We start from the raw sequence: 12,775 nt of genomic DNA on the forward strand, positions 1-12,775 counted from the left end.
TTAGCTATTCCTGAGCTTGCTCGCCGCGCGCGCCAGCGCCTCGATTTCATCCCATTTGCCCGCCTTGACCATATCGTCGGGCGCGACCCAGGAGCCGCCGACGCAGATGACATTAGGCAGGCTGAGGTAGTCGGCCGCGTTCTTGCCGGTGATGCCGCCGGTCGGGCAGAATTTGACGTCCGCCAGCGGCGAGGCGAAGGCCTTCAGCGAAGCAATGCCGCCGGACTGCTCGGCCGGGAAGAATTTCAGGAAGCGCAGGCCCGCCTCGCGCGCGGCCATGATCTCGCCGGGCGTGATGGCGCCGGGCAGCAGAGGGACCTCGCTGTCAGCGGCCGCCGCCAGAAGCTCGCGCGTGATGCCTGGGCTGACGATGAAACGCGAGCCTGCGGACGCCGCTTCGTCGAATTGCCTGGCGTCCAGAATGGTGCCGGCGCCGACGATGGCCTCCTCGACCTCAGCCGCTACCTGCCGGATCGCTTCCAGAGCGTCGGCGGTTCTCAGGGTAATCTCGATCGCCGGCAGGCCGCCACGCGCCAGGGCGCGGGCCAGCGGCACGGCGTCGGCCACATCGGCGATCTTGAGGACCGGAATGACCGGCTGGCCATTGAGGAGCGACAGGAGTTTCTCGGTCTTGCTGGGCATTTGTCTCTCCATATCGTGGGCAATTCAACCGATTAGCAGACGAGTGTTTTTCTGTCCATGAAACGAAGCGTGTCGCGGTGTCACGCGTCCTGGGGTGATCATGCCGGCCATTACCATCACACACAATGACGGGCTGATGAACGGCGTCGCCTTGAATCGGTTGCCATGAGCGTCTAGTTGCTGCGGACAATGACACCATCCGCGCCATCCCAGCCTGTCCGCGTCGCCGCGCTCTACCGGTTTGCCCGGCTGGACGCGTTCGGCGAGCTGCGCGCGCCGCTCGCGGCCTTCTGCTGCGGACGCGGTATCAAGGGCACGCTGCTCCTGGCGCATGAAGGGATCAACGGCACCGTTGCCGGCAGCGAAGCCGCGATCGCCGAGCTCATCGAGTATATCGAAACTATCGATGGACTGGCTGGCCTCGAGGTCAAGTACAGCGTGGCTGCGGCTATGCCGTTCCACCGCATGAAGGTGCGGTTGAAGCGCGAGATCGTCACCATGGGCGTCGAGGATATCGACCCGGCGGCGAGTGCAGGCACCTATGTGGCGCCCGCCGACTGGAACGCCCTGATTTCCGAGCCCGGCACGATCGTCGTCGACACGCGCAACGCCTATGAGGTCTCCATCGGCACCTTCAAGGGGGCGGTCGATCCGGCGACCGCGAGCTTTCGCGAATTCCCGGCCTGGGTGGAAGCGCACCGGGCGCAGCTCGAAGGCCGCAAGGTGGCGATGTTCTGCACCGGCGGCATTCGCTGCGAAAAGGCGACCGCCTATGTCAGGTCGCTCGGCTTCGAGGACGTCTTCCACCTCAAGGGCGGTATCCTCAAATACCTCGAGGAGGTTCCGGCGGAGCAGAGCCTGTGGCAGGGCGAGTGCTTCGTCTTCGACGAGCGGGTTTCCGTATCGCACGGCCTCGCGGAGGGCGAAGCGGAACTGTGTCGTGCCTGCCGCCACCCGCTGACGGCAAGCGACCTGACGTCGCCGAAATATGTCACGGGCGTTTCCTGCCCGCATTGCTTCGACGCCCGTTCGGACGAAGACCGCAAGCGCTACGCGGAGCGCCAGCGGCAGGTGGCGCTCGCCGAGGCGCGCGGCAAGGGACCGCATATCGGATCTTGATCGCGGCACCGGAGGCGCGGCAAAGCGGCTGCCTGTCATTGCAATGTCAAGCTTCGGGACCTACGTCTTCGGCGTTCGAAACCTGCCCGTTCGGCCGGGCCCATGCTGGAGTCCTTGAATGTTCGATCCCAAGAAGCTTCTCGACGATCTGCTCGGCTCGCAAATTCCCGGCACCAGCGGCACTGTCCGCGACAAGGCCGGGCAGGCGGTGCAGATGGCCAAGGACAACCCGTTGGCCGCAGGCGCGCTGGCGGCGGTGCTGCTTGGGACGGGTGCCGGCCGCGAAGTGACGGGTGCGGCCGTGAAGCTCGGCGGGCTCGCCGCGATCGGCGGCCTCGCCTACAAGGCCTACCAGAACTACAAGGCCGGCAACGCGCCGGAGCAAGCGCCAGCCGCCGGGGAACCGGAATTGCTGCCGCCGCCCAAGGACACGGCCTTCCATCCGTCGCAGGCGCCGCAAGGCGAGGATGAATTCACGCTGACGCTGGTGCGGGCGATGATCTCGGCCGCCAAGGCCGATGGCCATGTCGACGACGAAGAGCGCAAGAAGATCGCCGGCAAGCTCAGCCTTGCAGGGATTGGCGCCGACGCCGAGAAATTCCTGATGGCCGAACTGGAGAAGCCGCTCGATCTCGATACACTGGTGGCCGGCGCCCATACCGACGCGCAGAAGCTCGAACTTTACACCGCCTCGCGCCTGACCATCGATCCCGACACACGCGCCGAGCGCGGCTATCTCGACCTGCTCGCCGGACGGCTGGGCCTGCCGGACGCGCTGGTCGACCATGTCGAGGCGACGGTTTCAGCGGCCAAGGTGCCGGCGGCCAACGCGGGCACCTCGCCCAATCCCCGCTGGTAGGCCAAAACGGCACAGGCCACGTTTCCGGCGTTAACCTTTCATTAACTCAGGAAGCGCATCATTCTACACAGTCGGATCGGCTTTTCCTCCTCCCAAGCCCGGTTCAGATCAGGGCGGTCGCCAATGACCGCCCTTTTTGTCGGCGGGCAGCTTCGTCGAAAACTGGCCCCGATCATCCCCCCGAAGTCCGTTCCCAATCAGCAAAACCGGCACCTTTTTGGGTGCTTCAGGGAACGCGCCGCACGCTTGGCTCTTGTCTTACGCATGCCATTGTCCCAAAACCGCTACGCGCTTTTTGGGCGACATACATTCGGAGGACAGCGATGACCGAGCAGAAAACCGCCATCGTCACCGGCGCCGGCACGGGCATCGGCAAAAGCGTCGCCACGGCCCTGCTCAAGGCGGGCTGGAACACGGTGTTCTGCGGTCGGCGCAAATCGGTGCTGGACGCCGCGATCGCCGAGGCCGGGCCGACGGAGGCAAGGGCGCTGGCGGTTGCCTGCGACATCAGCAAGGCTGGCGAGGTCGACGATCTGTTCGAGACGGTGGCGGAAGCGTTTGGCCGCGTCGACCTGCTCTTCAACAATGCCGGCATGGGCTACAAGTCGACGCCGATCGACGAGATCCCGGTCGAGGTGTGGGACGAGATCGTCGGGGTCAACCTCACCGGTTCGTTCCTGTGCGCGCGTGCCGCCTTCGGCGCCATGCGCAAGCAGCGGCCAATGGGCGGCCGCATCATCAACAACGGCTCGGTGTCGGCCTATGCCCCGCGCCCGGGCTCGGTGCCTTATACGGCCACCAAGCATGCGATCACCGGGCTGACCAAGACGCTGGCGCTCGATGGCCGCCCCTATGACATTGCCTGCGGCCAGATCGACATCGGCAACGCGCTGACCGACATGGCGCAGCCGATGACGGTCGGCGTGCCGCAGGCCAATGGCTCCATCGCCGCCGAAGCGGTGATGGATGTCCAGCATGTCGCGAACGCCGTCCTCCACATGGCCAGCCTGCCGCTTGACGCCAATGTGCTGTTCATGACCGTGATGGCGACCAAGATGCCGTTTGTCGGGCGCGGGTGAGCAGCGGATGCCGGCGGGGCTTTCGCAGTCCGCTCATTTGCCCGCCAGCGGCACGCCGGGCTTGAAGAGCAAAATGGGCCTGATCTCGTAAACGGCTGTAGGATTGACGCGGCGAAGGTCGCGGGCGATCGCGATGGCGTCGCCTCTCATGGCGCAGTCGACGACATAGAGGCCAAGCAACTGTTCCTTGGTCTCGGCGAAAGGGCCGTCGAGGATCACGCCGTCGCCCGGACCGCGCAGGGTGCAGGCATCCTGTGTTGCCCCCAGACGCGCGGAGGGTCCAAGCGTGCCTTCCTCGTGAAGCCGGGTGTTTATCTTCAGCAACTCGGCCATCAGCGCCGCATCTTCCTGCGGCGTCAGCGCCTTGATCGCGTCTTCCACGTGATAGGCGAGGATTGCATAGAACATCCGGGGTCCCTCATTTTGTCCTGATCCGGGGAAGTCGTAGCCGTTTTCGGCATGCCCGCCCAGCCTTGGCCAAGCGCCTCCGGACGCTCATGACACCGTTGCGGCGGCCGGCCGTAACCTGTCTCGACGAGGAGACCGGCCAGCCTTCTGTCTCACTTGGCCAGGAACGCTCCGATCCTGTCCAGCGCGCGCAAAATGTTCTCCTCGGAGTTGGCGTAGGAGAGCCTGACATAGCCTTCGCCAAGAATGCCGAAATCGGGACCGCCGATCAGCGCCACGCCGGCATCGTCGAGCAAAGCGGAGGCGAGCTTCTTTGCCTTCCAGCCGGTCTTCGACACGTTGGGGAAGGCATAGAACGCGCCCTTGGGCGTGATGCAGGAAACATTGGGCAAGGCGTTCAACCCTTCGACGACGACCTTCCGGCGCCGGTCGAAAGCACGCATCATCTTGTCGACGTCGTCCTGCGGGCCGTCGATGGCCGCGATGCCCGCGAACTGGCTCGGCGCGTTGACGCAGGACCAGCAATTGACCGCCAGCTTGCGCACCTTGTCATAGAGATGGGCACCCTTGTCGCCGTTCGGCCAGATCGACCAGCCCATGCGCCAGCCGGTCATCGCCCAGGTCTTGGACCAACCGTTGAGCACGATCAGCCGGTCGCGGATTTCGGGGTAGCCGAGCAGCGAGCAATGCGTCTCGCCGTCATAGGTCATGACATCGTAGATCTCGTCGGAGAGGATCGCGACGTCCGGATGCTTTTCCAGCCCCTTGACCAGCTTTTCGATCTCGGCGCGCGGGGTGACGCCGCCGGTCGGGTTGGCCGGTGAGTTGAGGATCAGCAGCCTGGTCCTGGGGGTGATGAGCGCCAGCGTCTCCTCGGCGGAGAAGGCAAAGCCGTTCTCCTCGCGCATCGGCACCGGAATGGGGGCCGCACCGGTAAACTCGATCATCGAACGGTAGATGGGAAAGCCGGGGTCGGGATAGAGGATCTCGGCGCCGGGTTCGCCGAACATCAGGATGGCGGCGAACATGGTCGGCTTGCCGCCGGGCAGGACCATTACCGCTTCGGGCGAAACCTCGACGCCGGTGGTGGTCAGCGTGCGCCGCACCACCGCTTCGCGGGTCGCCAGCAGCCCGTTGGCCGGCGTGTAGCCATGGTGGCCATCACGCAGCGCCTTGATCGCGGCTTCGACGATGTGCTGCGGCGTCTTGAAGTCGGGCTGCCCGATGCCGAGGTTGACGATGTCGCGGCCCTGGCTCGCCAGCGCCGTCGCGCGCGCCAGTACGGCAAAGGCGTTTTCCTCGCCAAGACGATCGAAGGCCGAAATCGTGTGGAGCATTTTTCCCGTCCGTGTGGTTCTTACCATGGGGTTGCGTTTTTGTGAGCCTCATCGGGCAAAAGTCAAACGGATTGGAGCTTTCGGTGTCGGAAAATCTCAAGGATTGGCAACCGCGTCCGCGCCCGGAGCGCAAGGTGCTGGAGGGCCGCACTGTCAGGCTCGAACCGTTGAGTGCCGCAAAGCACGGCGATGGCCTCTATGAGGCGTCCTCGGTTTCCGACATCGACGGCCGCTTCGCCTGGCTGCCGGACTATCCGCCGGAAACCCGCGCCGCCTTCCAGCCTTGGCTGGACAAGGTCGAAGCCAGTGAGGATCCGCTGTTCTTCACCGTCATCGACAAGGCCAGCGGCAAGGTCGCAGGCCGCCAGACGCTGATGCGCATCGATCCCGCCTACGGCGTCATCGAGATCGGCAATATCTATTGGGGCCCACTGATTTCACGAAAGCCGGCGGCGACGGAAGCGCAGTTCCTGTTCATGAAATACATCTTCGACGAGCTCGGCTACCGGCGCTACGAATGGAAATGCAACGACCGCAACGAGCCGTCGAAGCGGGCCGCTGAACGCTTCGGCTTCAAGTTCGAGGGCATTTTCCGCCAGCATCTCATCGTCAAGGGTGAAAACCGCGATACCGCGTGGTATTCGATCATCGACAAGGAGTGGCCGGCCCTTCGCAAAGCCTATGAGGCGTGGCTCGATCCGGCCAATTTCGACGGCGCCGGCCAGCAGAAGCGACGGCTCGAGGATTTTCGCGCGCAGTTCGGCGCCTGACGCAATTCAGAAAGCGAGCAGCGGTTTTCAGTCCTGGACTGCGTAATAACAACCGCTCAGGAGTCTGCCATTGGCGCATGCCCATTCCCACGGCCATAGCGGGCATGATCACGGGGCCGGTCATGTGCATGGCTCGACCGACAAGAAGCGCGTTCTGATCGCGGCCTGCCTGACGGCGGGCTTCATGGTGGCGGAAGCGCTTGGCGGTCTCTTCACCGGGTCGCTGGCGCTGCTGGCCGATGCAGGCCACATGCTTGCCGATGCGATCGCGCTCGGTCTTGCCTGGTACGCGTTTCATCTCGCGGACCGGCCAGCGACCCGCCAGCTCACCTACGGCTTCGGCCGGGTGAAGACGCTGGTCGCCTATACCAACGGCATCGCCATCTTCGTTATCGCGCTCTGGATCGTCTATGAGGCGTGGGAGCGCCTGCAGAGGCCGTCGCCGGTGCTCGGCGGACCGATGCTGGTCGTGGCGGTGCTCGGCCTGCTGGTCAATATCGGCTCCTTCCTGGTGCTGCATGGCGGCGACCGCGAGAGCCTCAACATGCGCGGCGCCATATTGCATGTGCTTGGCGACCTGCTCGGCTCGGCCGCGGCGATCGTGGCGGCGGTGGTCATCCTTGCGACCGGCTGGACGCCGATCGACCCGATCCTGTCGGTGCTCGTCTCGCTGCTGATCCTGTCGACGGCATGGTCGCTGATGCGTGCCGCGGCCCACGTGCTGATCGAAGGCGTGCCGCCGAGCCTCGACCGGGATCTCATCGCCAGGGACCTCGAAAAGACCATCCAGGGCGTGCGTGAAGTGCACCATATGCACATCTGGTCGCTCGATGGCGCCAGCAACATGGCGACGCTACATGCCTGCCTCGACGAGGGCGTCGACGCGCACCAGGCGGTCAGCGCCATCAAGAAGCGGCTTGCCAGCGAGCACGCCATCAGCCATGCCACCGTGGAACCGGAGTTCGGCCAATGCGCCGATGACGGCGACGATCATGAGTATGAGCACGATGCCGCCCCGCATCAAGGCCACCACCACTAGGCCCGGTCAATGACCGGTCCTGTCTCAGGAGTTCCACTGCCTTGGAAGCCAGCTTGACGAACGCCCACCGCCCTGGTGCAGCCTAATGGACCGAGACACCAGGAATTCGGCCATCGCCGCGCTGTTGATCATACTTCTGTTCGGCACGGCGGCCTTTTATCTGCCGGCCGTGATGCTGGCACTCGGCAAGCTTTCGACAGTGCTCGCGGGCATTTTCGGCGTCGTCTTCGTGCTGGCGTTCTTTACGGTTTTCTGGCTGCGGGCCCGCAGCCAGCGCAAGAACAAGGGCAAATAGGGGAGTTTGACGTGCGCATTCTGATCACCGGCGCCGCGGGTATGGTCGGCCGCAAGCTCATCGCCCGGTTGGCCAAGGACGGCACGCTGCGCGGCAAGAAGGTCACCGCGCTCGAATTGCACGACATCGTGCCGCCGCGGGCGCCGGCCATCGACGGTGTCAGCATCCATATCCATACCGGTGATCTCGCCGAGGCGGGCGCCGCCGAAGGCCTGGTCGCGTCGCGCCCCGACGTCGTTTTCCACCTCGCGGGCATCGTGTCCGGCGAGGCGGAAGCCAATTTCGATCTCGGCTACCGCGTCAATCTCGACGGCACGCGGGTGCTGTTCGATGCCATCCGGCTGGCGGGCTTTGCGCCGCGCATCGTCTTCACCTCGTCGATCGCCGTGTTCGGCGCGCCGTTCCCGGATGTCATCCCCGATGACTTCCATCCGACGCCGCTGACCTCCTACGGCACGCAGAAGCAGATGAGCGAGGCGCTGCTGGCCGACTATACCAGGCGCGGTTTCTTCGACGGCATCGGCATCCGGCTGCCGACGATCTGTGTGCGGCCAGGCAAGCCCAACAAGGCGGCCTCCAGCTTCTTCTCGGGCATCATCCGCGAGCCGCTAAGCGGCCAGGAGGCGATCCTGCCGGTGCCGCGCTCGGTCGTGCACACCCATGCCAGCCCGCGCTCGGCGGTGAACTTCCTGATCCATGCGGCGCAGATCGACGGCACCGCCGTCGGGCCGCGCCGCAATCTGACGATGCCTGGTGTGGCCGTCACCGTCGGCGAGCAGATCGAGGCGCTGGAGCGCATTGCCGGCGCGAAGGCGGTGAAGCTGATCCGCGAGGAGCCGGACGAGACGATCTGGGCGATCGTCAAGGGCTGGCCGACCCGGTTCGAGGCGCGGCGGTCACAAGAACTCGGCTTCGTCGCCGAGAAGAGTTTCGACGAGATCATCCGCGCCCATATCGAGGATGAACTCGGCGGCAAGATTCCCGGTTAACGGTCTGCGGGCGCCCATCACGTTCGATCGGGATCGGATAGGCCTAGACGCTGCCCGTCAGGCTCGCTGAAAGCAATAACAGCCCGAACAGGAAGACGAAGGCGGCGCCGCCGATCTCGACGACCGAATGGATGCGGTTGCCCATGCGGCCGTCGCCGGCGAAATAGACCGCCCAGTTCTTGGCGGTCACCGCGACCGTCGCCAGCGCGGACACTGTGATTGCGGTTCCAATCGACATCGCCAGCACCGACAGCAGGCCACCGAGCCAGAGCCCGTTGAGCAGCGCGAAGCTCAGCACGATCAGCGCGCCGGAGCAGGGGCGGATGCCGACCGCCGCCACCGCCGTCCAGGCCGTGCGCCAGTCGAAACGGTCGCCCGACAGCAGCGCCGGATCGGGCGCATGCGAGTGGCCGCAGGTTTCGCAGACTTCGCCGGCCGCGTGGCCATGATGCGCATGATCGTGCGCACCGTGGTCATGGTCATGCGCGCCATGGTGGTGATGGTCGTGCGAATGGCCATGTGCATGGTCGTGGTCTTCATGCACGTGCAGCGCATGCGAATGAGCATGCGCCGAATGAGCAGCATGGGAATGGTTCGCATGGGAACGGCTCGCATGGGAATGGCCGGCATGGGCCGCCGACAGGCTGTAGGCGGGTGCCCCGCCGAACAGGCGCGTGATGGAAGGACCGAGCTTGCGCCACAGCAGCCAGGCGCCGAACAGGGTGACGAAGACAAAGCTCATGATCTCCATGAACCAGGCCGCGTCGGTCATCGAGACGGCCGTGCCGCGCAGGACGAAATAGGCGACCGCCATCACCGCAACCGCGGTCAGGCCCTGCAGCAGGGCCGAGACGAAGGACAACAGGATGCCGCGCCGCAGCGCCACTTCATTGGCCACCATGTAGGACGAGATCACCGCCTTGCCGTGGCCGGGGCCGGCGGCGTGAAAGATGCCGTAGGCGAAGGACAGGCCAACGAGTATCCAGATCTTGCTGCCGTCCTGGCGCATCGCCTTCATGGCCGTTGCCAGCGCACGATAGAATTCCTGTTGCCTCAGATTGATCCACATCAGGATGTGGGCGAACGGACCGGTGCTGGGCGCCATGCCGTCATTGACGCCGATGCCGAGCGAACTCTGGGCATGCGCGGCATTGGCGTATGCAATCGCGACAAAAGTGACGGCAAACAGGCCGAATGCCAAACGCAGGGACGGTTTCGTCACCGGGTTCATCCTTCTGGTTGGCAGTTCAGTTCGAGCTTGGTGGCAAAGATCTTGCTCATGTTGGTGCCTGTCGGGTCGTTGAAGAAGGCATCCGTCAGGGTCTTCTGGTTTTCCTTGATGGCTTCGTCCGGATCCGGCCGAATGACCTTGCTGGCACAGTTCGACGGCAGGCCTTCGACCGTGATGTTGGAATCCTCGGTAAAGTCGATCGCCGTATAGAAGGTCGGGTCGTAGACGCCGATGTCGATCTTGCCGGTCAGCTTGATCGGCGCCTTGGGTTCGGACTCGAACAGGATGATCAATTGGTCGTTGTCGAAATTGGCCATCAGATGTGGAGGCGGCACCATCGTCACGTCCTTGCCGTTCTGCGTGACGAGCTGGAAATAATTGAATTCGGCCAGAGAGGCATGAACGGTGTCGGCGACCTCCTTCAGCTCCTTGTCGTCAAGCTTCAGGTCGGAGTTCTTGTCGAACTCCATCATCACCGTACTCGAAAACAGGTCGTCGAAGCGCCAGAGATGGCGCAGCGCTTTCACGCTTTGGTGATCCGGAGACAGGATCACGTCGAGCCGCGCCTCGGCGAAGACGTGCGGATGCACATAAGCCGGCCCCGTGGCGGCAAGGGTCGCCGCCAAGGCCGAAGCCAGCATGATTGCGTGCCGTTTCAGGTGCATTCCCGGTCGCGATTCCCTTGGCTTCGGAGAGATGCCGACAGTTACCACAAAGGGGGCGAAATTGGGACCGCGAGACGATTGAAACGGGTCAAGCAATCTCACGCGTCCTGAACCACTGCACCAGGAAGTCGACGAAAACACGGACCTTGGCCGGCAAATAGCGGCGGTGCGGGTAGACGGCGAAGATGCCGCCGCCGGACAGGATGCGGTCGTCAAGCACCGTCACCAACTGGCCGCTCTTGAGATCGGGCGCGGCGATGAAATCCGGCAGGATGCAAAATCCGAGCCCCGACATGGCGGCGGCGCGCGCCGCCATCGGGCTGTTGACCTCGATAGGACCAGATACGGCGACGCTCAACTGATCGTTGTTGTCGCCCTTGAACGCCCAGTTGTTCAATCCGCGGCCATTGGTGTCGACGATGCAAGGCATGTGGCCGAGATCCTGCGGCCGTGTCGGCATGCCATGCTTGGCGATCAGCTCCGGCGACGCGCAGAGTTTTATGGAGAATGGCGCCAGCCGTCTGGCGATCAGCGACGAGTTCTCCAGACGCGATATGCGCACCGCGAGATCGAAGCCTTCCTCGACCAGGTCGACGAAGCGGTCGTCGAGCTGGATGTCGAGCACGATGTCGGGGTGCTGCTTGGCAAAATCGATCAGCGACTGGCCGACCGGCGCGTCGGCGAAGGTGCGTGGCGCCGACAGCTTGATCCGGCCGCGCACATCGCCGGAGGATTCGCGCACCGCGTCGGCCAGGCTATCGACTTCGCGCACGATCTCCGAGGCGCGCCGGTAATAGGTATGACCGGCCTCGGTCATCGAGAACTGACGCGTGGTGCGGTTCAAGAGCAGCGCGCCGAGCTCGTCCTCCAGCTCGCGCACATATTTCGACAACAGCGCCTTGGAGCGGCCGATCTTGCGCGCCGCCGCCGAAAAGCCCTCGGCCTCGACCACATCGATGAAGGCGCGCATGCGGGTCAGTGTGTCCATGGATCAGGCCTTTCGTGCGGCATCCAAAGCGCGTCGCGTCGAAGCAGATTCATGCGACGCGCTTTGAGTTTTTGTTTGATGCATGTCGTCATCGCAAAACCGAGGTCACTTTTGCGCGACATGCATTAGAAGTTTTCGGCCGAGCCGTATCAGGGCAATGTCGCTGCCGGAAGGGCCTAGCAGCGACAGGCCGAACGGAGCGCCGGCGACCGAACCGATAGGCAAGGTGATCTGTGGAAAGCCCGACAGGCCGGCGAGGCACAGAAGATGCAGCGCCCGCTCGCGATAGGCCTGGAACTGCTCGGGTGTGCTGTCCACGTAGGGCGCCGGCCCCGGCACCGTCGGCAGGATGAGGAACCCATCCTCGCCGAGCAGGGCGCTGAGTTCGTCGCGGAAGGTCAGCCGGCGCACCCTCTCGGCCTGCGCCGTGCGGTCATCGACGGCACGGCCAAAGCCGAATCGCTCCTCGACGCCGGGGCCGAGGTCGCGCTCGCCGCTGGTGATCCATTCGCCATGCACCGCCCAGGCTTCCTTGGCCTGCAGCCGGCGAAAGCACCAGTAGAGTTCATCCGGGGAAGAGCTGAAGCGCGTCGTCGGCGTCGCCGGCGCGCCGAAGACCGCGCTCGCCAGCGCCGTCATCCCGGCATATTCTTCTAGCGCCGGCCGGGCGACCATCTCGTCCAGCCAGGCGAGCGTCAGCGGGCGGTCCAGCGTGTGCTGGTGCGGGTCGCGGCCGAGCAGAAGCTTGCCGACGGTTTCGTAGGTCTCGATGTCATCCGCGAACCAGCCGAATGTGTCGAAGCTCGGCGCCAGCTTCATCGTGCCGTCGAGAGAGATGCGGCCATGCGTGGTGCGCAGCCCGATCAGCCCGCAAAAACTCGCCGGCGCGCGGATCGAGCCGCCGGTGTCGGAGCCGGTGGCGATGTCGGCCAGCCTGCCCGCCACCGCCGATGCCGACCCCGATGACGAACCGCCGGTGACGCGGTCGGGCGCGGCAGGGTTCACCGGAAACGGAAAATGCGCGTTCTGGCCGAATAGCGCGAAGGCAAGCTCGTCGGTCTGGGTCTTGCCGACGAAGCGCGCGCCGGCGTCGAGAATCATCTGGATGGCGGGGGCGGTGCGCGAGGCGGCAGGGCTTTCGGCGAATTTCCGCAAATTGCCGCAGCCGGTGCGGTAGCCGGCAACGTCGTAGATGTCCTTGACGGCCAGCCGCAGTCCGGCGAGCGGGCCAAGCTCGGCATGCGCCACCGGCATCTGGCGAAGATCGAGAAAGGCATTCAGAGGGCCGTGCGTGCCTGTCATCTTCGATATCCGGATGCGTTTGCGCCAACATTGTTCGATGCCGGAAATTTTA

Annotated in this window: 14 protein-coding genes; 7 read left to right on the forward strand and 7 right to left on the reverse strand. The window is 64.5% G+C overall.

All coding sequences use genetic code 11. The annotated features are described in order from the left end of the window. A complete protein-coding gene (locus FJ958_RS09895; protein WP_140742005.1) occupies positions 1-642 on the reverse strand; it encodes a 2-dehydro-3-deoxy-phosphogluconate aldolase in 642 nt (213 codons plus the stop codon). Positions 643-831: 189 nt separating this feature from the next. Between FJ958_RS09895 and FJ958_RS09900 the strand changes: the two genes are divergently transcribed. The 3 genes from FJ958_RS09900 (at position 832) to FJ958_RS09910 (ending at position 3,699) form a co-directional block, all read left to right on the forward strand. After that, on the forward strand, positions 832-1,761 hold the full coding sequence (locus tag FJ958_RS09900; RefSeq protein WP_140742007.1) for a rhodanese-related sulfurtransferase: 930 nt from the start codon (positions 832-834) through the stop codon (positions 1,759-1,761). A 118-nt stretch (positions 1,762-1,879) separates the two neighbouring features. Then, positions 1,880-2,620, forward strand: a complete 741-nt coding sequence (locus FJ958_RS09905) for a tellurite resistance TerB family protein (protein WP_140742009.1) — start codon at positions 1,880-1,882, stop codon at positions 2,618-2,620. Between the two features lie 323 nt (positions 2,621-2,943). After that, the gene (locus tag FJ958_RS09910; protein ID WP_140742011.1) at positions 2,944-3,699 is read left to right on the forward strand and encodes an SDR family oxidoreductase; all 756 of its coding nucleotides are present in this window, start codon (positions 2,944-2,946) and stop codon (positions 3,697-3,699) included. Positions 3,700-3,732: 33 nt separating this feature from the next. Here FJ958_RS09910 and FJ958_RS09915 read toward each other — a convergent pair whose 3' ends face one another. Both FJ958_RS09915 and FJ958_RS09920 read right to left on the reverse strand, forming a co-directional pair. Beyond that, the gene (locus FJ958_RS09915) at positions 3,733-4,107 is read right to left on the reverse strand and encodes a YciI family protein (RefSeq protein ID WP_140742013.1); all 375 of its coding nucleotides are present in this window, start codon (positions 4,105-4,107) and stop codon (positions 3,733-3,735) included. A gap of 152 nt (positions 4,108-4,259) precedes the next feature. Next, positions 4,260-5,444, reverse strand: coding sequence for a pyridoxal phosphate-dependent aminotransferase (locus FJ958_RS09920; protein ID WP_140742015.1), 1,185 nt, complete (start codon positions 5,442-5,444; stop codon positions 4,260-4,262). 83 nt (positions 5,445-5,527) lie between these two features. On the opposite strand from FJ958_RS09920, the gene FJ958_RS09925 reads away from it, so the two are divergent. The 4 genes from FJ958_RS09925 (at position 5,528) to denD (ending at position 8,537) form a co-directional block, all read left to right on the forward strand. Then, positions 5,528-6,214, forward strand: coding sequence for a GNAT family protein (locus FJ958_RS09925; RefSeq protein WP_140742017.1), 687 nt, complete (start codon positions 5,528-5,530; stop codon positions 6,212-6,214). 70 nt (positions 6,215-6,284) lie between these two features. Beyond that, positions 6,285-7,253, forward strand: a complete 969-nt coding sequence (locus tag FJ958_RS09930) for a cation diffusion facilitator family transporter (protein ID WP_140742019.1) — start codon at positions 6,285-6,287, stop codon at positions 7,251-7,253. An 85-nt stretch (positions 7,254-7,338) separates the two neighbouring features. Continuing rightward, complete coding sequence (locus tag FJ958_RS09935; RefSeq protein WP_140742021.1) at positions 7,339-7,548, forward strand: hypothetical protein; 210 nt, start codon at positions 7,339-7,341, stop codon at positions 7,546-7,548. A gap of 11 nt (positions 7,549-7,559) precedes the next feature. Beyond that, positions 7,560-8,537: a D-erythronate dehydrogenase gene (gene denD / locus FJ958_RS09940; protein ID WP_140742023.1), complete on the forward strand. Its 978-nt coding sequence runs from the start codon at positions 7,560-7,562 to the stop codon at positions 8,535-8,537. Positions 8,538-8,580: 43 nt separating this feature from the next. Here denD and FJ958_RS09945 read toward each other — a convergent pair whose 3' ends face one another. The 4 genes from FJ958_RS09945 to FJ958_RS09960 all read right to left on the reverse strand — a co-directional run bounded on the left by FJ958_RS09945 (position 8,581) and on the right by FJ958_RS09960 (position 12,723). Further along, positions 8,581-9,768, reverse strand: a complete 1,188-nt coding sequence (locus FJ958_RS09945; protein ID WP_140742025.1) for a nickel/cobalt transporter — start codon at positions 9,766-9,768, stop codon at positions 8,581-8,583. Continuing rightward, a complete protein-coding gene (locus tag FJ958_RS09950) occupies positions 9,765-10,433 on the reverse strand; it encodes a DUF1007 family protein (RefSeq protein WP_140742027.1) in 669 nt (222 codons plus the stop codon). The genes FJ958_RS09945 and FJ958_RS09950 overlap by 4 nt, the downstream gene beginning before the upstream one ends. A gap of 88 nt (positions 10,434-10,521) precedes the next feature. Beyond that, positions 10,522-11,421, reverse strand: coding sequence for a LysR family transcriptional regulator (locus tag FJ958_RS09955; RefSeq protein ID WP_140742029.1), 900 nt, complete (start codon positions 11,419-11,421; stop codon positions 10,522-10,524). A 105-nt stretch (positions 11,422-11,526) separates the two neighbouring features. Next, positions 11,527-12,723 (reverse strand): amidase, encoded by a 1,197-nt coding sequence (locus tag FJ958_RS09960; RefSeq protein ID WP_140742031.1) that lies wholly within the window; start codon positions 12,721-12,723, stop codon positions 11,527-11,529. Positions 12,724-12,775 lie beyond the last annotated feature (52 nt).

The sequence above is a fragment of the Mesorhizobium sp. B2-3-5 genome (assembly GCF_006442395.1).
Taxonomy (GTDB): domain Bacteria; phylum Pseudomonadota; class Alphaproteobacteria; order Rhizobiales; family Rhizobiaceae; genus Mesorhizobium.

Bases quoted from the DNA above. Each gene is read 5' to 3' on its own strand.
- FJ958_RS09895 (WP_140742005.1), bottom strand. From the start codon at position 642: ATGCCCAGCAAGACCGAGAAACTCCTGTCGCTCCTCAATGGCCAGCCG.
- FJ958_RS09900 (WP_140742007.1), top strand. From the start codon at position 832: ATGACACCATCCGCGCCATCCCAGCCTGTCCGCGTCGCCGCGCTCTAC.
- FJ958_RS09905 (WP_140742009.1), top strand. From the start codon at position 1,880: ATGTTCGATCCCAAGAAGCTTCTCGACGATCTGCTCGGCTCGCAAATT.
- FJ958_RS09910 (WP_140742011.1), top strand. From the start codon at position 2,944: ATGACCGAGCAGAAAACCGCCATCGTCACCGGCGCCGGCACGGGCATC.
- FJ958_RS09915 (WP_140742013.1), bottom strand. From the start codon at position 4,107: ATGTTCTATGCAATCCTCGCCTATCACGTGGAAGACGCGATCAAGGCG.
- FJ958_RS09920 (WP_140742015.1), bottom strand. From the start codon at position 5,444: ATGCTCCACACGATTTCGGCCTTCGATCGTCTTGGCGAGGAAAACGCC.
- FJ958_RS09935 (WP_140742021.1), top strand. From the start codon at position 7,339: ATGGACCGAGACACCAGGAATTCGGCCATCGCCGCGCTGTTGATCATA.
- FJ958_RS09945 (WP_140742025.1), bottom strand. From the start codon at position 9,768: ATGAACCCGGTGACGAAACCGTCCCTGCGTTTGGCATTCGGCCTGTTT.
- FJ958_RS09950 (WP_140742027.1), bottom strand. From the start codon at position 10,433: ATGCACCTGAAACGGCACGCAATCATGCTGGCTTCGGCCTTGGCGGCG.
- FJ958_RS09955 (WP_140742029.1), bottom strand. From the start codon at position 11,421: ATGGACACACTGACCCGCATGCGCGCCTTCATCGATGTGGTCGAGGCC.
- FJ958_RS09960 (WP_140742031.1), bottom strand. From the start codon at position 12,723: ATGACAGGCACGCACGGCCCTCTGAATGCCTTTCTCGATCTTCGCCAG.